The 16,633-nt window shown below is 59.1% G+C and carries 17 protein-coding genes; 10 read left to right on the forward strand and 7 right to left on the reverse strand.

The window, feature by feature from the left end:
• Nucleotide 1 precedes the first annotated feature (1 nt).
• Nucleotides 2-742 carry a phosphate signaling complex protein PhoU gene (gene phoU / locus GGQ68_RS07950; RefSeq protein ID WP_183964739.1) on the forward strand — a complete coding sequence of 247 codons (741 nt, stop codon included), beginning with the start codon at nucleotides 2-4 and terminating at the stop codon, nucleotides 740-742.
• 4 nt (nucleotides 743-746) lie between these two features.
• Nucleotides 747-1,436, forward strand: coding sequence for a phosphate regulon transcriptional regulator PhoB (gene phoB, locus GGQ68_RS07955; RefSeq protein WP_183964741.1), 690 nt, complete (start codon nucleotides 747-749; stop codon nucleotides 1,434-1,436).
• A 53-nt stretch (nucleotides 1,437-1,489) separates the two neighbouring features.
• On the opposite strand, the gene GGQ68_RS07960 is transcribed toward phoB, so the two are convergent.
• Nucleotides 1,490-2,020 carry a GNAT family N-acetyltransferase gene (locus tag GGQ68_RS07960; RefSeq protein ID WP_246429309.1) on the reverse strand — a complete coding sequence of 177 codons (531 nt, stop codon included), beginning with the start codon at nucleotides 2,018-2,020 and terminating at the stop codon, nucleotides 1,490-1,492.
• 511 nt (nucleotides 2,021-2,531) lie between these two features.
• Here GGQ68_RS07960 and aroQ point away from each other — a divergent pair.
• Together aroQ and GGQ68_RS07970 are read left to right on the forward strand one after the other, a co-directional pair.
• Nucleotides 2,532-2,975, forward strand: coding sequence for a type II 3-dehydroquinate dehydratase (gene aroQ, locus GGQ68_RS07965; protein ID WP_183964746.1), 444 nt, complete (start codon nucleotides 2,532-2,534; stop codon nucleotides 2,973-2,975).
• Nucleotides 2,972-3,733: an autoinducer binding domain-containing protein gene (locus tag GGQ68_RS07970; protein WP_183964748.1), complete on the forward strand. Its 762-nt coding sequence runs from the start codon at nucleotides 2,972-2,974 to the stop codon at nucleotides 3,731-3,733. Before aroQ ends, GGQ68_RS07970 begins: the two co-directional genes overlap by 4 nt.
• Nucleotides 3,734-4,325: 592 nt before the next feature.
• Here GGQ68_RS07970 and tsf read toward each other — a convergent pair.
• On the reverse strand, nucleotides 4,326-5,201 hold the full coding sequence (gene tsf, locus GGQ68_RS07975) for a translation elongation factor Ts (protein WP_183964749.1): 876 nt from the start codon (nucleotides 5,199-5,201) through the stop codon (nucleotides 4,326-4,328).
• 138 nt (nucleotides 5,202-5,339) lie between these two features.
• Entirely contained in the window at nucleotides 5,340-6,104 is a 765-nt protein-coding gene (rpsB, locus tag GGQ68_RS07980; RefSeq protein WP_183964751.1) for a 30S ribosomal protein S2, read from the reverse strand.
• 262 nt (nucleotides 6,105-6,366) lie between these two features.
• Here rpsB and GGQ68_RS07985 point away from each other — a divergent pair, with 262 nt between their 5' ends.
• Nucleotides 6,367-6,900 carry a helix-hairpin-helix domain-containing protein gene (locus tag GGQ68_RS07985; protein WP_183964753.1) on the forward strand — a complete coding sequence of 178 codons (534 nt, stop codon included), beginning with the start codon at nucleotides 6,367-6,369 and terminating at the stop codon, nucleotides 6,898-6,900.
• A gap of 37 nt (nucleotides 6,901-6,937) precedes the next feature.
• Here the strand turns inward: GGQ68_RS07985 and GGQ68_RS07990 are convergent, their stop codons facing one another.
• Both GGQ68_RS07990 and GGQ68_RS07995 read right to left on the reverse strand, forming a co-directional pair.
• Nucleotides 6,938-8,239 carry a HupE/UreJ family protein gene (locus GGQ68_RS07990; RefSeq protein ID WP_183964755.1) on the reverse strand — a complete coding sequence of 434 codons (1,302 nt, stop codon included), beginning with the start codon at nucleotides 8,237-8,239 and terminating at the stop codon, nucleotides 6,938-6,940.
• A 99-nt stretch (nucleotides 8,240-8,338) separates the two neighbouring features.
• Complete coding sequence (locus tag GGQ68_RS07995; RefSeq protein ID WP_183964757.1) at nucleotides 8,339-9,559, reverse strand: acyl-CoA dehydrogenase; 1,221 nt, start codon at nucleotides 9,557-9,559, stop codon at nucleotides 8,339-8,341.
• Between the two features lie 85 nt (nucleotides 9,560-9,644).
• Between GGQ68_RS07995 and GGQ68_RS08000 the strand changes: the two genes are divergently transcribed.
• The 5 genes from GGQ68_RS08000 (at nucleotide 9,645) to GGQ68_RS08020 (ending at nucleotide 14,496) form a co-directional block, all read left to right on the forward strand.
• The gene (locus GGQ68_RS08000; protein WP_183964758.1) at nucleotides 9,645-10,571 is read left to right on the forward strand and encodes a LysR substrate-binding domain-containing protein; all 927 of its coding nucleotides are present in this window, start codon (nucleotides 9,645-9,647) and stop codon (nucleotides 10,569-10,571) included.
• Nucleotides 10,568-11,461 (forward strand): PfkB family carbohydrate kinase, encoded by an 894-nt coding sequence (locus GGQ68_RS08005; RefSeq protein WP_183964760.1) that lies wholly within the window; start codon nucleotides 10,568-10,570, stop codon nucleotides 11,459-11,461. Before GGQ68_RS08000 ends, GGQ68_RS08005 begins: the two co-directional genes overlap by 4 nt.
• Nucleotides 11,458-12,363, forward strand: a complete 906-nt coding sequence (locus tag GGQ68_RS08010; protein ID WP_183964762.1) for a pseudouridine-5'-phosphate glycosidase — start codon at nucleotides 11,458-11,460, stop codon at nucleotides 12,361-12,363. Before GGQ68_RS08005 ends, GGQ68_RS08010 begins: the two co-directional genes overlap by 4 nt.
• 106 nt (nucleotides 12,364-12,469) lie before the next feature.
• The gene (locus GGQ68_RS08015) at nucleotides 12,470-13,249 is read left to right on the forward strand and encodes a DUF502 domain-containing protein (RefSeq protein ID WP_183964765.1); all 780 of its coding nucleotides are present in this window, start codon (nucleotides 12,470-12,472) and stop codon (nucleotides 13,247-13,249) included.
• A 467-nt stretch (nucleotides 13,250-13,716) separates the two neighbouring features.
• The gene (locus GGQ68_RS08020; RefSeq protein ID WP_183964767.1) at nucleotides 13,717-14,496 is read left to right on the forward strand and encodes a transglutaminase-like domain-containing protein; all 780 of its coding nucleotides are present in this window, start codon (nucleotides 13,717-13,719) and stop codon (nucleotides 14,494-14,496) included.
• On the opposite strand, the gene GGQ68_RS08025 is transcribed toward GGQ68_RS08020, so the two are convergent.
• Both GGQ68_RS08025 and GGQ68_RS08030 read right to left on the reverse strand, forming a co-directional pair.
• Nucleotides 14,497-15,531: a patatin-like phospholipase family protein gene (locus GGQ68_RS08025; RefSeq protein WP_183964769.1), complete on the reverse strand. Its 1,035-nt coding sequence runs from the start codon at nucleotides 15,529-15,531 to the stop codon at nucleotides 14,497-14,499.
• Nucleotides 15,532-15,635: 104 nt separating this feature from the next.
• Nucleotides 15,636-16,409: a 3-hydroxybutyrate dehydrogenase gene (locus tag GGQ68_RS08030; protein ID WP_183964771.1), complete on the reverse strand. Its 774-nt coding sequence runs from the start codon at nucleotides 16,407-16,409 to the stop codon at nucleotides 15,636-15,638.
• Nucleotides 16,410-16,633: the final 224 nt, after the last annotated feature.

A 16,633-nucleotide genomic window follows, 5' to 3' on the forward strand; every position in this document is an offset into this window, starting at 1 on the left:
CATGAGCGACCTGAACAAACACATTGCCTCGGCCTTTGATCGTGATCTCGAAGGCATTCAGGCCCAAATCATGAAAATGGGTGGTCTTGTCGAAGAGGCCATCATGTCAGCCGCCACGGCGCTTGAAACCCGCGACGAAGAACTGGCGCAAAAGGTGCGCGATGGCGACAAGGCCATTGATGCCATGGATGAGGCGCTTGGCGAAGAAGCGGCGCGCGTCATCGCCTTGCGTGCGCCCATCGCCTCAGACTTACGGGTTGTATTGTCGGTGATGCGGATGTCTGCAAACCTCGAACGCATTGGCGATTTGTCCAAGAACATGGCTAAGCGGACCTCGGTTCTGGCACAGATGCAAAGCATCGGGGGCACTGCGTCATCGCTGCGGCGCATGGCGCGCGAAGTGGAACTTATGCTGAAGGACGCGCTGGACTCCTACATTCAGCGGGACGAGGCGCTGGCGCTTGATGTGATCTACCGCGACCGCGACGTCGACCAGATGTACAACACGCTGTTTCGCGAAGTTTTGACTTTCATGCTCGAAGATCCGCGCAACATCACGGCCTGTATGCATCTGCATTTCATTGCAAAAAACATCGAACGCATGGGCGACCACGTGACCTCGATCTGCGAACAGGTAGTCTTTTTGACCTCTGGTGCGCTGCCTGACGAGACCCGCGAAAAGATGGACAAAACGTCCACTGAAATGGGTCCGAACCCAAACCTCGTGACGCGGAAGGACTGAAACCATGTCCGCAGATCAGCCGACTGTTTTATTGGTAGAAGATGAGGCCGCACAGCGCGCGGTCTTGTCCTACAACCTTGAAGCCGAAGGGTTTCGCGTGGCCCAAGCCGAAAATGGCGAAGAGGCCCTGATCATGGTGGCGGAGGAAAATCCGGACATTATCGTGTTGGATTGGATGTTGCCGAACGTGTCCGGGATCGAGGTCTGCCGCCAGATCAAATCGCGGGCAGAGACACGTAGCACGCCGGTGATCATGCTGTCAGCGCGCTCCGAAGAGGTCGATCGCGTCCGGGGGCTGGAAACCGGCGCCGACGACTATGTGATCAAACCGTACTCCGTGATCGAGCTGATGGCACGCGTGCGTGCCCAACTGCGGCGCGCGCGGCCTTCTGCGGCTGGTCTTCGGCTGGAGTATGAGGACATCATGCTCGACTCCGAAACCCACCGTGTGACGCGTTCTGGGCTTGCGTTGAAGCTGGGACCGACGGAATTTCGGCTGCTCTCGACTTTTATGGAAAAACCTGGCCGGGTCTGGTCGCGCGAGCAATTGCTCGACCGTGTATGGGGGCGTGACATCTACGTCGACACGCGCACGGTGGACGTTCACATCGGCCGTCTGCGCAAAGCGCTGAGCCAACACGGCGGCGGCGATCCGTTGCGTACCGTGCGTGGTGCGGGATACGCTTTAGGATAAGCGTGCGCGCCACCAAAAGGCAGGGCGCGCGTCCACGTTTCTCAGCGCCCCATCTACCACAGATCTGGCGCGTCGAACCGCGGAACGCTTTTCGACGGGCCGCGCAAAGTCGGCGCGCTCTGATCCTTCAGCACCTGTCCCAACCAGCCATGCGGCATACTCAACGCCTGTGGTGGTTGAACATTCTCGGTCGTGATCGGTTCAAACCCGACGCGATGATAGAACGCCGGATCGCCATACGTGACCGCCACATCAGCGCCTTCGCTATGTACGGCACTCAGCGCATCACGAAGCATCGCGGTCCCGACACCTGTGCGCTGCTCTTCTGGTTCGACCGCCACGGGAGACAGCAGAACCACACGACGCGGATCCTCGGGAAACCTCAGCGGGCTGAAAAGGCAAGCTGCGATCAAGTTTCGCTCCCTGAAAGATCGAAACACATGAACCTCGCCATCAGTCAATTCCAGTAGATCATGAACCAGATCACCGATCACAGCACCTGCGGCAGAACCTTCAGATGCGCTGAAAACCTCTTGAAAGAATTGCACAAGTTCATCGTCAGGTCTGGCTACGGCAAGCGGCATGGTTTTCGGTCTCCAAGAAAAGCTTGGCACAATCCTAGCATCAAAGGGCACGTATTTCCGAGCGATTTAATACTTCATCCATTTTGCAACCATGTTGAGATGAGCGAGTCTTAATCGGTAAAATAGTTCTGCGTGATCTCGCGATTGAGCGATGCTTGCCGATCTGTGCCGCGATCTTGCTCACCGGCACTTTCGCGTTCAGAATGTCCTCGATTGCGCGTCTTTCACACAAATTAAGGTCTGCTTAGGTCATATCCGGTATCCTTGCTTTCCGGCACGATAGGGGATTTGTCGCAACCCAATTTAAAATGTGCCTGACTACATACGTAAAGCCAATAATCAGTATTATGTAAAATATATACTCTTATACAACCGATCATCGTAATAAAACAAGCTGATCTCCACGCACCACTCTGTCACGGCTCTCGGCAAAGTTGACCAAACGGTAAGCCATCACTGGACAACAAGGGCCTCCACTCGGTATCTCCTTGCGACAGATTAGGAGCGCGCCATGACATCGATCCTCGTACTTAACGGTCCAAACCTCAATCTGCTGGGAACCCGGCAGCCGGACGTCTACGGCCACGACACGCTAGATGATGTCGAGCAGATGTGCCGCGATCATGGCAAAGCCCACGGCGTCACAGTCGATTGCCTTCAGTCCAATTATGAAGGTGAACTGGTGACTTGGATCCACGAGGCACGTGGCACCTATGATGGCATCATTCTGAATGCCGGAGCTTACACCCACACCTCGGTCGCTTTGGCGGATGCGGTCAAAGGCACCGAAGCCAAAATGGTCGAGCTGCACATCTCAAACGTCCACGCCCGCGAAGCCTTTCGGCGTCACTCCTATCTCAGCGCAGTCGCGATCGGAGTGATGGCCGGCTTTGGCGTACGCGGCTATACTCTCGCAATCGATGCCCTGCTGGGCCACCTGGAGGACGCCGCGTGACACCCGATCAGCGCGACATCCTCATCGAACTGACCAACATCGACCGTGTCGAAGCCCTCTGGCAGCGGCATTGCGAGTTGATGGAGGCCTACGGGTTTGACCGGCTTCTTTACGGGTTCACGCGGTTCATGACGCCCAATTCACTGGGCGATCCCAATGACTTCGTCGTTCTGACCAATCATACGCAAGCCTACCGCAAAGGCTTCGTCGAGGATGGGCTGTACCGTCACGCTCCCATGGTGCGTTGGGCGCTTCAGAATGAAGGTCATTGCTCGTGGCAGGTTCTCGCGGATCAGCTATCTGCTGGCGCTCTCGACGAAAAAGCCCAGAAAGTCATGGCGTTCAACCTGCATCACAAGGTGCACGCGGGCTACACCATCAGCTTCAAATCCGTGTCGAGCCGTGCAAAAGGTGCGATTTCCATGACGACTTTGCCAGAGATGTCGCAAGACGATGCAGATGCCATTTGGGCGGAACATGGGTCTGACATCATCTTGTTAAACAATATCGTACATCTCAAGATCCTCACCCTGCCCGTTCCGCTGCAAAATCAGAACCTGACCCCCCGACAACGCGAGGCGCTCGAATGGGTTGGTGATGGTAAGACCATGCAGGACATTGCGCAGATCATGGGACTGACTCAGGCCACAATCGAAAAGCACTTACGCCTCGCGCGCGAAACGCTGAACGTTGAAACCACCGCACAAGCCGTGGCGAAAGCAGCATTCCACAACCAGATGTACATTCTCGAAGCTTGACCCAACTCAACTTTATCGAGGATCAAATTATTTAGATTCCCGTTATACGGTTTTGAATTTGTAAAGTCATATCAAGCGTGCGGACCAGAAATCGCCTATTGTATTGGTTTTCCGAGCCTTGCGGTTCATATTTTGAAATCCGTCCCCTATTTTTAACCCTAAATCGCATTTTACCGCACGGTCAGGAAATCCCGACTTCCCTAACGGCAGGTTAATTGCGAGATTGTCACTGTTCCGTGAGTGGTGGCTTTGGCCATGGGACTTGGAATGGCTGTGCGTCGTTTATTTCAGGGCGTTGTGGCTTTCCAGGCTGGCGCGGCGGGGAAATTTCTGCCTCGCAGCCAGCACCGCGACAGGACCTCCCGGCATTATCCCCAACGTCTTCGCCGGGGGGTCCGCTTTGCGTTGCCAACCTGCCGAAGCGCGTATGGCCGCGATAAGCGTTGCGGTCTTTTAGGGCCGCATCATGTCGTTCGACGGCCTGTGACCGTGGCGCGGAAATGCCACGAACGTCAGACAACATACGTCCTTGAATGTAAAAAAGGCGCCGCTGAAACAGCGACGCCTTGAATTTCCAAAGATCTGTGCAAGATCAGCCCTGAGCGGCTTTGGCCACTTCTGCTGCAAAATCTTCTTTTTCTTTCTCGATGCCTTCGCCGACCTGCATGCGGACGAAGCCAACGATCTCTGCGCCGTTGTCTTCTGCTGCCTGCTGGACGGTCTTGTCGGTGTCGAGCGCAAACTGCTGGTTCACCAGAGTGATCTCGGCCATGTACTTCTTCATGCGGCCAACGATCATTTTCTCGATCACGGCGTCCGGCTTGCCGGACTCTTTCGCGATGTCGATCTGGATCTGCTTTTCTTTTTCAACAACAGCGGGGTCCAGGTCCGCCTCGTTCAGCGCCTGCGGGTTGGCCGCTGCGACGTGCATGGCAACCTGCTTGCCAAACTCTTCGGTGCCGCCCTTCAGCGCAACCAGCACGCCGATCTGGCCCATGCCAGCGGTCGCTGCGTTGTGCACGTAGGATGCGACCACATCCCCTTCGACCTTTGCCATGCGGCGCAGGGACATGTTCTCGCCGATGGTGGCGATCTTGTCGGTGATCAGGTCATTTACGGTCTTGCCGTCGACGTCTGCGGTTTTCAACGCTTCGACGTCGTTCACGGTCAGGGCCGCTTTGGCAATGCCGCCAACCATCGCCTGGAAGTCGCCGTTCTTGGCAACGAAATCGGTCTCGGAGTTGACTTCGACAGCCACGCCAGTGCCACCGTTCACTTCGACGGCCACGAGGCCCTCGGCAGCGGTACGGCCCGCTTTCTTGGCAGCCTTCGCAAGGCCCTTGGTGCGCAGCCAGTCAACGGCGGCTTCCATGTCGCCATCGGTCTCGACCAGGGCTTTTTTGGCATCCATCATGCCAGCGCCGGTCATCTCGCGCAGTTCTTTCACCTGTGCAGCAGTGATCGCCATGTCTTGGCTCTCCTATTCTCGTCAACGGGTCCGGGTGGCCCGGTCAGCCACCCGCTTTTGTCACGGCTGTATGTCGCTTACACGACAGCGCCTGTGGAGGCGCGCCAAACCGAATGGTCAGGCGCGCGGCAATGCAGATTACTGCGCTGCGCCTTCCAAGGCTTCTTCGGCCGGAGCTTCTTCGAGCGCGCCGAGGTCAACGCCTGCCGCTTCCATCTGGCCGGTCATGCCGTCCAGAGCAGCGCGGGACACCAGATCGGTGTACAGAGCGATGGCACGGGCCGCGTCGTCGTTGCCCGGAATGATGTAGTCGATGCCTGCGGGGGAGCAGTTGGTGTCGACGATGGCCACAACCGGGATACCCAGCTTGTTGGCCTCTGCGACGGCCAGCGCTTCTTTCTTGACGTCGATGACGAACAGCATGTCCGGCACGCCGCCCATGTCACGGATACCGCCCAGCGAAGCTTGAAGCTTGGTCTGGTCGCGTTCCATGTGAAGGCGCTCTTTCTTGGTGAGGCCTTCGGCGCCGACTTCCATCTGCTCGTCGATCTGCTTGAGACGGTTGATGGACTGGGACACGGTCTGCCAGTTGGTCAGCGTGCCGCCGAGCCAGCGGTGGTTCATGTAATACTGTGCGCATTTTTCTGCGGCATCGGCGATCGGCTGAGCAGCCTGACGCTTGGTGCCGACGAACAGAACGCGGCCGCCTTTTGCGACGCAATCACGAATTGCCTGCAGTGCCTGGTCCAGCATCGGAACAGTTTGCGTCAGGTCCATGATGTGGATGCCATTACGCGCGCCGTAGATGAACTCGCCCATACGGGGGTTCCAACGCTGGGTCTGGTGACCAAAGTGAACGCCAGCTTCAAGCAGCTGACGCATGGTGAACTCGGGAAGAGCCATGCTTCTATCCTTTCCGGTTTATGCCTCGGCGGGGGATTTGTCTTGGGGTTCCAAGTCAACCGGTGGACCTGTTGGGATGTCTCCCCACCAAGGCCCGCCCCCGCCTGCGGGTTCGTGACGCGGCCATTAAAGTGCTTTTTCCGGAAACGCAAGCACAGACTGATCTAAATGGATCTTACGGCCCCTCGCGTCGCGAGCGTCCGCACATTCTGGACAGATATGGGCCAGTTTGCTTAAGTGCCACGTCAAGGAGACTTAAAACATGGTAAAATTGCTTGATGTGCGTGGCGTCGGCCCTGCGATGGAACGTGACATGAAAACGCTTGGGCTGTCTACGCCAGACGCTCTGGCACGCGCTGAACCGCAAGACCTGTGCGCCCTGCCCCGCGTTCAACTCGCCCGTGCTCGGATGTTGATTGCCGCAGCCAAGGAAGCGCTGGGTCAAGCATCATCGGCCGCTGTCGAGGATGCCGAGGACGATGGAATCCCCCTGATCCCCAGCGCTGATCCCTCTATCGATCTTGAAATTCTGGAAGAGCTGAAAGCTGCAAAGGTAAAGATAAAGCCCGCAAAAGGCGGCAAGAAAAAGAAGAAGAAAGCCGACAAGGCCACAAAGTCCTCAAAGAAAGCCAAAAAGGACAAGCAAGACAAGGCAGACAAGAAAGCTCGCAAGAAGGCAAAGACCGCAAAGGAAAGCGCCGCGCGTAAAATGGCCAAAGCCGGTAAATCTGTCTCTGCAAAGTCCTCTCCGAAAAGTAAGAAGAAGAAAAAGAAAGCCGCCCGCGCGTCGACATGACAGCACGGGCGGCACAATCGGCGTCAAGAGAACCAGATTACAGGAAAACGCGTTCCACAAACCAATAGGCGCCGACGCAAGCGATTGCACAGGATGCCGGGACTGCGACGATGCGGCGGTAGGCGTTGATGTGGTCCACGAAATGCGCAGACGCCAGACACAGCAGAGACAGCCCGGCCAGCGGCCAAAGGAATACCGGAGCGCTGGCCCCCATGGTCTGGGTAAATCCGGGTCCGTTCAGCAGGAAACCTGCCAGAACAAAGGCAATGGACAGTAACCCGTAAACCACCTGTGCCGTGCGCTGATCTGCCTTCATCTCGTCCACCCGCTGCGCCAAAACCACGAGCAGGAAGGCAATCGCCACAACCGTCAGCTGGCCGAACTCGACCCCGACGTTAAAGCCGATGAGCGCAGGAATGAACTGTCCCTGTGGCAGGCCGAATTCCTGCAGGACGCTTGCAAACCCCAACCCGTGCAGGAGGCCAAAGATAAAAATCACCGCAGGTCGCCATTTGTGCAGCTTGTCAGAAGCGATGTTCTCGACCGCGACATAGACGATGGAGGCCGCGATGATCGGCTCCACAATGCTGCCAGGGACATTCACATATCCCAAGGCGCCCAAGGCCAGCGTGACGGTATGCGCCAACGTGAACGCCGAGATTTGCCAGACCAGCGTCCGCAGACGCGTAGACAGGAAAAACAGCCCGAGCACGAACAGGATGTGATCGAGCCCCTTGGGCAAGATGTGGTCAAATCCCACGGGAATATAATTGGCAAACGTCCACCAACCTGTAGTTTCGTCGCCACCGGTTAACGAGATCGGATCAGACGGGCCACCGTTGAGATAGCCGGTAAAACCATCCTCGACCCCCATTTGTCGCAGGATCAATGTGCCGTATTGCGCAGGCCAATCGACCACCAATTCCTGGGCCCCCGCCGGCAGCGTACCGTTCAGAAACAACTGACTTTCGCGCGGCAGCTCGGTGTTCTCGACCGTCTCGACATTGACCTCCGTCAGCGCCAGGTCGACGATCTGGCCATCGGCGGTCACCTTGATCGGGGCCAGAATGGCGTCGATGTCGGCCTCTATCCGCGCTTGCAACAGCTCCGGGGACAGTTCGCGCAGCGCGTCGACGGCATTTGATCCCTCTGTTGCGTTGGTGTCCTGTATGCCCTCCAGGTCGACACCGGCAACGATCGGCTCAGCAGACAGGCGCAACACAAGCGACAGATCCTGTCCCTCTGTCGTCAGATCGCCAATGGCAGGGCGCACCTCATGTGCCTGTGCGGCGGACAGCCAGAACACGCAAGCCAACATGGCGGTCACTAGTCGGATCATATGTCACCCTTTCCCGGTGTTTGGGCAAAAGATGACCCACCTCACAGCCGAGTCAAGCGACAGGCCGCGCATCGCGCCCCGTCGCAAAGTCACCCAAGGTCAGGCAAAGGCTTGTAGACCGGTCTGCGCACGCCCAAGGATCAGCGCATGAACGTCATGCGTGCCCTCGTAAGTGTTCACCGTCTCAAGGTTCATCATGTGCCGGATCACCTGGAATTCCGCAGAAATGCCGTTGCCGCCGTGCATATCCCGTGCCATCCGCGCGATATCCAACGCTTTGCCGCAGTTGTTGCGCTTGAGGATCGAGATCATCTCAGGCGCGGCGTTGGCTTCATCCATCAGATGGCCCACCCGCAAACAGCCCTGAAGCCCCAGCGCGATTTCGGTCTGCATGTCCGCGAGCTTTTTCTGGAACAGCTGCGTCTGGGCCAAGGGACGCCCGAACTGCTTGCGATCCAGACCGTATTGCCGTGCCGCCTGCCAGCAGAACTCAGCCGCGCCCATCACGCCCCAGGCAATGCCGTAGCGCGCGCGGTTCAGACAACCAAAGGGTCCCTTTAGGCCCTGCACATGTGGCAGCAACGCGTCCTCGCCCACCTCGACACCGTCCATCACGATCTCGCCGGTGACAGAGGCCCGCAGCGACAGCTTGTTCTCGATCTTCGGCGCGCTCAGGCCCTTGGCACCTTTTTCCAGCACAAAGCCCCGGATCTTGCCTTCATGCGCGTCGGATTTCGCCCAGATCACAAAGACATCGGCGATTGGACTGTTGGAAATCCACATTTTCGAACCGGTCAGTTTGTAGCCTTTCGGTGTCTTGACCGCGCGGGTCTTCATGCCACCGGGATCGGACCCTGCGTCGGGTTCGGTCAGACCGAAACAGCCGATCAGCTTGCCCGAGGACAGACCGGGCAGATACTTTTGCCGCTGCTCCTCAGAGCCATAGGCATAGATCGGATACATCACGAGGCTCGACTGCACCGACATCATGCTGCGATAGCCGGAGTCGACGCGCTCGATTTCGCGCGCCACAAGCCCGTAGCTCACATAGCCCGCGCCGATGCCGCCGTATTCCTCGGGGACCGTGACGCCCAGCAGGCCCATTTCCCCCATCTCGGTGAAAATTTCCGGCACAACCTCTTCGTTGAGGAAACCTTTGGTTACGCGCGGGGCGAGCTTTTCATCGGCAAACGCGCGCGCGCCTTCTGCCAGCATGCGCTCTTCTTCGGTCAACTGGTCGCTCAGCCGAAACGGGTCGTCCCATGTGAATGTGCCCAGGTCCGGGGCATCTTTAGGTTTCAGGGTCGGGCGGTCTGTCATGTGATCCTCCATCTTTGCGGCGGTTATATCTTGCGTCTGCCGCATGTAAAAACGATAATTACGCAGATATTCATGAGGAAATGTCATGCATCGGCCCCTGCCCCCGTTGACCGCCCTGCGCGCGCTCGAGGCGTTGGACCGCCTGGGATCCGCAACCGAGGTCGCGGAAGAGATGAACCTGACGCAAAGCGCCGTATCTCGCCAGCTCAAGACCCTGGAGGAGCAGCTCGACGCGACTCTTTTCCTGAGGGATCGCAGGTCCTTACGGCTCACACCTCAGGCGGAAGCCTTTGCCCAGGTGGCGCGCGAGGCGCTCGACCGTCTGACCGAAGGGGCGCTGGCCTTGCGCCTCGATCCCGCCGCAGGATCGCTGCGGCTTGCAATACTGCCCAGTTTTGGGATGCATTGGCTGGTGCCGCGCCTACCGGAATTTGCCCGCGCCCATCCCGATGTGACAATCAACATGACCACACGGCTGAAACCATTTAACTTTGCCTCGGAACCATTTGATGCTGCAATACATTTTGGTACACGTCAGTGGTCGGGCACGCAGTCGCTTCCGCTGATGAACGAAGCGGTGCAACCTCTTGCAAGCCCCTTGCTCCTGCCCGAGCCCATCACGCCGGCCGCTCTGGCCAACATGCCGCTGCTGCATATCCAAAGCCGCCCGCGCGCATGGAATCACTGGTTCGAAATCCAGGGGTTGCGGCCCGCACGCCTGCCGGGCACCAGTTTTGATCAGTTCCCGACGATCGCACAGGCCGCTGCACACGGTTTGGGCGTGGCTCTGCTGCCGGATTTCCTCAGTACCCAAGACCGGGCAGAACGCCGCCTGGTTCCGGCCACCACCCTGCCGTCGGTACATCTGGGACGCTATGATCTGGTCTGGCCAACGGACCGCGCGATGCCGCCCGCCTTGCGGCTGTTCCGCGACTGGTTGGCGCAGATTGTGGCATCCGATACCGAGGCCTCTTGCCCCTCGTCAAAATCGCAGCCAATAGGGCGCACATGACTGACAAGCCAGACATTCTCTGCATCGGCTCCGTCCTGTGGGACGTGATCGGACGTGCCACGTTGCATATGCAGCGCGGCTCGGATGTGCCTGGACGCATCACACGCCTGCCGGGCGGCGTGGCGCTGAACATTGCCATGACGCTGGCCCGTTTTGGGCTGAAGCCTGCTTTGCTTTCCGCTGTGGGACGCGATTCCGAAGGAGATGAGCTGATCTCGGATTGCCGCGGACTGGGCCTGAATACCGATTTTATCTATCGTTCCGATGACTTGCCGACAGATCGTTACATGGCCGTGGAAGGGGCGAATGGCCTGATCGCGGCCATTGCTGATGCCCATTCGCTTGAGGCCGCAGGCTCCAAGATCCTGCATCCTCTGACTGACGGAACACTCGGCTCTGCCGATGCGCCTTTCGAGGGTCCCATCGCGCTCGACGGCAATCTGACGGAAAGCCTCCTGTCGGAAATTGCCGAACATCCCGGTTTTTCAGACGCGGATCTGCGCATCGCGCCCGCAAGCCCCGGCAAGGCCCTGCGCCTTGCCCCTTTCCTGCGCGCGGGACGTGGCACCCTGTATGTCAATCTAGAGGAAGCTGGGCTCCTCTGTCAGGCCCGCTTTGCGTCCGCGACCGACGCGGCTCAGGCGTTGTTGGACCGTGGGGCCGCGCGCGCTGTGGTCACCAATGGCGGCGAGACGTGTGCCGATGCCGGTGCAAACGGTCTGATCCATGCCTGCCCGCCGAAGGTCCTTGTGACCCGGATCACCGGTGCGGGTGATACTTTCATGGCGGCGCATATCGCCGCTGAACGCGACGGGGCCACCGCAGAGGCCGCGCTGGAGCGCGCGCTGACCGCCGCCGCCGCCTATGTTTCCGGAGACATGCCGACATGATCAATCTATCCCCCGAAGTGCAAAAGGCCGTGGACGCCCAGCAACCTGTTGTGGCGCTGGAATCCACCATCATCACGCACGGGATGCCCTACCCGCAGAACGTCGAAACCGCCCGCCGCGTGGAAGCCGAGATCCGCGCCCACGGCGCCACCCCTGCCACCATCGCCATCCTGAATGGGCAGATCCACGTCGGCCTGACGGAAGAACAGCTCGAAACGCTGGCACAGTCGCGGCATGTGGCCAAGCTGTCGCGCGCCGATCTTGCCGCGTGCCTCGCGACTGGCGGCACCGGCGCGACAACTGTCTCCGCCACAATGATCTGCGCCGCGCGCGCCGGGGTGCAGGTGTTCGCCACTGGCGGCATCGGCGGCGTGCATCAAGGTGCCGAGAACAGCTTTGACATTTCCGCGGATCTGCAAGAGCTCGCCCAGACGCCTGTGACCGTGGTTGCTGCCGGGGCCAAGGCGATCCTCGACCTGCCCAAGACCTGGGAAGTGCTGGAAACCCTCGGTGTGCCGGTCATCGCCTTCGGTCAGGACGAAATGCCCGCCTTCTGGTCGCGCGCCTCCGGTATCAAGGCCCCGCTGCGGATGGATACCGCCATCGATATCGCCCGCGCCCATCATCTGCGCGGCACGCTTGGGATTCCCGGCGGACAGCTTATCGCGAACCCGATCCCGAAAGAGGCCGAGATTCCGTCCAGCGTCATCGGGCCGATCATCGCGCAGGCGACGGCGGATGCTTCCAAGCACGGCATTTCGGGCAAGAACGTCACCCCCTATCTGCTTCAGCGCATATTCGAGCTGACCGACGGCCGGTCGCTCGATGCCAATATCGAGCTGGTGCTGAACAATGCCCGTCTCGCAGCCGCGATTGCCCGCGAACTGCGCAGCTTGGCCTGATAATTCATCAAATCCGCGCGGCCCCCATTGTGGCGCCGCGCGCCAGCGCATACTTTTGTCGCATCGCTTGCCCTGCCATGCTTCGCTGGCCCGTATCGGATTTACCATGAACGCCCCTTTCGAGCCCGAGCCGAAGAAACGCGGCACGCTTCTGACAAACCTTCGCAACTCTTTCCTGACCGGCATCGTCGTGATCGCCCCGGTTGGATTGACCGTTTGGCTGATCTGGACGGTGGTGGGATGGGTCGACAGCTTCGTCTGGCCTTTCGTGCCTGAGGTTTACCAACCCGCATCGCTTCTCAATCGTTGGCTGCTGGACGACAATGGAACGGCGCATTGGCCGTGGCTTTACAATTTACTGGCGAACGACCTCTCCGGACGGATCGAGGTCAACGTGCGCGGCCTTGGCGTCGTCGTGTTCCTGCTGTTCACCATGCTGGTGGGGTGGATCGCCAAGGGCATTATTGGCCGTTCCATGATCACCGTCGGTGAAAGGCTGGTGGAACGCACGCCCGTGGTGCGCTCGATCTATTCCGGGATCAAACAGCTGGCCGAAACCATCTTTGCCCAGTCCGAACGCTCGTTTGAGACGGCTTGCCTGATCGAGTACCCGCGCAAGGGCATCTGGGCCATCGGCTTCATCTCCACCCAAGCCAAGGGCGAGATCAAGGCACGCGCGCCGAACATGTCCGGTCTCACTTCGGTCTTTGTGCCGACAACGCCCAACCCGACCTCGGGCTTTTTGCTGTTCTTTCCGAACGAGGACGTGATCGAACTGGACATGAGCATCGAGGATGCGGCCAAGCTCGTAATCTCTGCCGGTCTGGTCTACCCCAACGGACAGGATGCCAAAGAGGCGGTTGAAGCCTGGGCACAGGCCTCCTGAAGCAAGTGGCGCGATCGCCCACGCTCGCCATTCAGCAAGTGCTCTGTCGGGGCGCAATTCCCCTGCTCGTGTCTGACACGGCGGGCATCTGCTTCGTCTCACCACAGGAGATCGATCGCCGAAAGGTCTACCGTCATTTCGGTCAGCTTTGGGCCTGACTTTGGTGGGGCTCTGGTTTGAGATGCGCGCAGAACCTGCCCGCCCTCCTCAAGTCCGCTCCGGCCTCTATGCCATAATCCTGACGCTTGCCACCCCTGACCCGGACGCCTGAACCGATCTTCGCGACTGATGCCGAGCCGAATATCGCCCCAGCCTGAGGCCTAGCGTGATGCAAGACAACGATGACCCGCCTCTGAAAAGCGCACCCTCGGCATCAAGGTCACTCTTTTCCATGCAACTCATTTGCGGCCAAAGCTTTGTCTGGTTAGGTGGACATCCTTCGCCAAGCCGATTCTCCCGGAGATCAAATGCAAATCCAGATCGACGTCGCCCTGCACTACCGCTTCGCCCGCGCCAACACGGTCTTTATCGCGATCGAGGCGGCAGAGACGGATGGGCAAACCATCCTGTCGCAATGGATCGACATGCCGGGTGCGATCGTGAAACGGATCAAGGGTGACTCGGATGTGGGCGAACGTATCTGGGCACAGGTGCCGCAAGGCGACATGTGGCTTACCTACACGTCCACGATGAACGTCACCCGCACGCGGTCTGATCTGTCGACCCTCAACGCTGCGCCCCGCCACAACATCCCGGCAGAGGCCGCCCCCTACCTGCGCCCTTCGCGCTATTGCCAGTCCGACAAGTTCCTGTCTTTCGTGAACAAGCGCTTCGGATTTTGCTATGGTGGCGCAAGGGTCGCAGCCATCCGCGACTGGATCGAGCAGAACCTGTCTTATGTCCCAGGCGCGTCTGATGCTGACACCAACGTGCTGGAGACATTCGCCTCGCGCGAGGGGGTTTGCCGCGACTACGCACATCTGTTGTGCTCGATGGTCCGCGCGGCGGGCATCCCCGCCAGGATGGCTGCAGTCTACAGCCCTTTCGTCAATCCGCCGGATTTCCACGCCGTGGCAGAGGTCTGGCTTGACGATGCATGGCATCTGGTGGACGGGACAGGTATGTGCCATGCCGACGACCTTGTGGTGATCGCCGTAGGCCGTGACGCCTACGACATCGCCTTCCTCGACTCCGAGGCCCCGGCGGAACTGATCAACCAAAGCGTTCGCGCCATCATCACGGGCTGATCAGGCGAACATTTCTCGCAGATCGGTGGTCTGCCGCACCCCGATGTCGTCACGGTGCTCCGCCAGAAAGGCACCAGCAGCGCGCCGACCGGCGGCCTTCATCTGCGTCAGAAGCGACGGCACGGCCACGGCCTTTGTTGCCACGGACAACTCGTTCATCAGCGCGTCATCGGAAATCATATGCACCCGCACGTCCTTCATCTGACCTGGCATCAACGTGCCGTCGTGCAAGAGACGCTGCACGAAATCAATCGCCCGCAGCTCTCGGAGCAATGACGCGTTAAAGCTGATCTCATTTATCCGGTTCTGAATTTCGGACGGCGTCACAGGCACCTTTTCCCGGACAAGCGGGTTGATGTTCACCACCATTATGTCGTCGGGCAGCGAAGGTTTGAAGAACGGGAAAAGCGCCGGATTGCCCGTGTAGCCGCCGTCCCAGAACGCTTCGACCACGCCAGTTTCAGGATCTTCCACCTCGACCGCCTGAAACATCGTCGGCAGGCAGGCAGAGGCCATGATCGCGCGTGTGTTGATACGATCGCCCTCGAAAACCCGGATCTTGCCGGTCCGTACCAGCGTGGCGCAGACAAAGAACTCCGGCCCCTGGTCGGCGCACACGTTGTTGAAATCCAACGCATTCACAATGTCTTCGAGCGGGTTGCGATACAGCGCCCCCCAGGAATAGGGCGACACTGACCGCGACACGGCGTCGGACCACATATAGGCCCAGGAATACTCGATGCCTTTGGACACGAAGCCAGGGTCGGGCAGGAACGCCTGTGCCCAATCCGGCACGGCTGACATGTCCAGCGACCCGACTTTGTTCCACACTTGGTTCAAGGCGGCTCGGGCACCGTCGCGCCCGCCCTGCACCATGCCCGCCTTGAACGCCGCGCCGTTCAGCGCCCCCGCTGAGGCCCCCGAAATAGCGGCGACCTCGATCTCCTCGTCTTCCAGCAATCTGTCGAGCACACCCCAAGTATAGGCCCCATGCGCGCCGCCCCCTTGCAGAGCAAGGTTGATCCGCTTCGCCATTCAATGGTCCTCTTCGTATGTCGTTCTTTGAAAATCAGGGACTAAACAAATAGCCGTGACGGGGCTGTGCCCCGCTGCCCGTCACGGCCCGTCTTATCAATGGATCACAGTGCGGTCCAACCGCCATCAACAGAAATCGTCGTACCGGTGATCTGTTCCGCCGCGTCTGAGCACAAGAACACCGCCGTGCCGCCAATCTGCTCTGTGGTGGCAAATTCGCGCGACGGCTGACGTTCAAGGATGACCTTCTCGATCGCTTCCTCCTCCGTCATGTTATATTTCTTGGCCGTATCGGGGATCTGCGCCTCAACCAGTGGTGTCTTCACGTAGCCGGGGCAAATCGCATTGCAGGTGATCGGCTCCTTTGCGGTTTCAAGCGCCGTCACCTTCGTCATCCCGACGATACCGTGCTTGGCCGCCACATAGGCCACCTTGTAGGGCGAGGCCGTCAGACCGTGGGCCGAGGCGATGTTCACCACCCTGCCCCAGCCCGCCTTGCGCATCATGGGCAGTGCTGCGGCTGTGGTGTGAAACGCCGAGGACATGTTAATTGCAATGATCGCATCCCATTTTTCCTGCGGGAACTCCTCAATGGGCGCGACGTGCTGAATGCCAGCGTTGTTCACAAGTATATCGCAGGCCCCGGCTTTTTCGATCAATGCGCGGCACTGATCGGGCTTCGACATATCTGCCTGTATGTACCGACAGGTCACACCGTGTTCGTCGGCAATGGATTTTGCCAGTGCGTGATCGTCCTCAGTATCGCTAAAGGAGTTGATGACGATATCCGCGCCAGCCTTGGCCATCTCATGTGCGACGCCCAGACCGATACCGGAATTGGACCCCGTGATGATCGCCGTTTTACCCTTGAGTGACATGCTACGCTCCTATGCTGCTTTGCAGCGAAGGATAGCCGCCCGCGTGCCAAAAGAAAGGCCGGATCGCGGTTTCGTGCATGGAAACCGCCGCGCGTCTTGGGTATTGCAAGCTTCTGCCGATCCACCTTTGACGGTTCGGGCAAAGACGTGACATTCCACTTGTCGATTGGACAAAAAAAGACCCCGGCCGAAGCCGGGGTTTAGTCATTGAGGCAGGTTTCATA

This window comes from Sagittula marina (genome assembly GCF_014196795.1).
Taxonomy (GTDB): domain Bacteria; phylum Pseudomonadota; class Alphaproteobacteria; order Rhodobacterales; family Rhodobacteraceae; genus Sagittula; species Sagittula marina.

Bases quoted from the DNA above. Each gene is read 5' to 3' on its own strand.
- phoU (WP_183964739.1), top strand. From the start codon at position 2: ATGAGCGACCTGAACAAACACATTGCCTCGGCCTTTGATCGTGATCTC.
- phoB (WP_183964741.1), top strand. From the start codon at position 747: ATGTCCGCAGATCAGCCGACTGTTTTATTGGTAGAAGATGAGGCCGCA.
- GGQ68_RS07960 (WP_246429309.1), bottom strand. From the start codon at position 2,020: ATGCCGCTTGCCGTAGCCAGACCTGACGATGAACTTGTGCAATTCTTT.
- aroQ (WP_183964746.1), top strand. From the start codon at position 2,532: ATGACATCGATCCTCGTACTTAACGGTCCAAACCTCAATCTGCTGGGA.
- tsf (WP_183964749.1), bottom strand. From the start codon at position 5,201: ATGGCGATCACTGCTGCACAGGTGAAAGAACTGCGCGAGATGACCGGC.
- rpsB (WP_183964751.1), bottom strand. From the start codon at position 6,104: ATGGCTCTTCCCGAGTTCACCATGCGTCAGCTGCTTGAAGCTGGCGTT.
- GGQ68_RS07985 (WP_183964753.1), top strand. From the start codon at position 6,367: ATGGTAAAATTGCTTGATGTGCGTGGCGTCGGCCCTGCGATGGAACGT.
- GGQ68_RS07990 (WP_183964755.1), bottom strand. From the start codon at position 8,239: ATGATCCGACTAGTGACCGCCATGTTGGCTTGCGTGTTCTGGCTGTCC.
- GGQ68_RS07995 (WP_183964757.1), bottom strand. From the start codon at position 9,559: ATGACAGACCGCCCGACCCTGAAACCTAAAGATGCCCCGGACCTGGGC.
- GGQ68_RS08000 (WP_183964758.1), top strand. From the start codon at position 9,645: ATGCATCGGCCCCTGCCCCCGTTGACCGCCCTGCGCGCGCTCGAGGCG.
- GGQ68_RS08005 (WP_183964760.1), top strand. From the start codon at position 10,568: ATGACTGACAAGCCAGACATTCTCTGCATCGGCTCCGTCCTGTGGGAC.
- GGQ68_RS08010 (WP_183964762.1), top strand. From the start codon at position 11,458: ATGATCAATCTATCCCCCGAAGTGCAAAAGGCCGTGGACGCCCAGCAA.
- GGQ68_RS08015 (WP_183964765.1), top strand. From the start codon at position 12,470: ATGAACGCCCCTTTCGAGCCCGAGCCGAAGAAACGCGGCACGCTTCTG.
- GGQ68_RS08020 (WP_183964767.1), top strand. From the start codon at position 13,717: ATGCAAATCCAGATCGACGTCGCCCTGCACTACCGCTTCGCCCGCGCC.
- GGQ68_RS08025 (WP_183964769.1), bottom strand. From the start codon at position 15,531: ATGGCGAAGCGGATCAACCTTGCTCTGCAAGGGGGCGGCGCGCATGGG.
- GGQ68_RS08030 (WP_183964771.1), bottom strand. From the start codon at position 16,409: ATGTCACTCAAGGGTAAAACGGCGATCATCACGGGGTCCAATTCCGGT.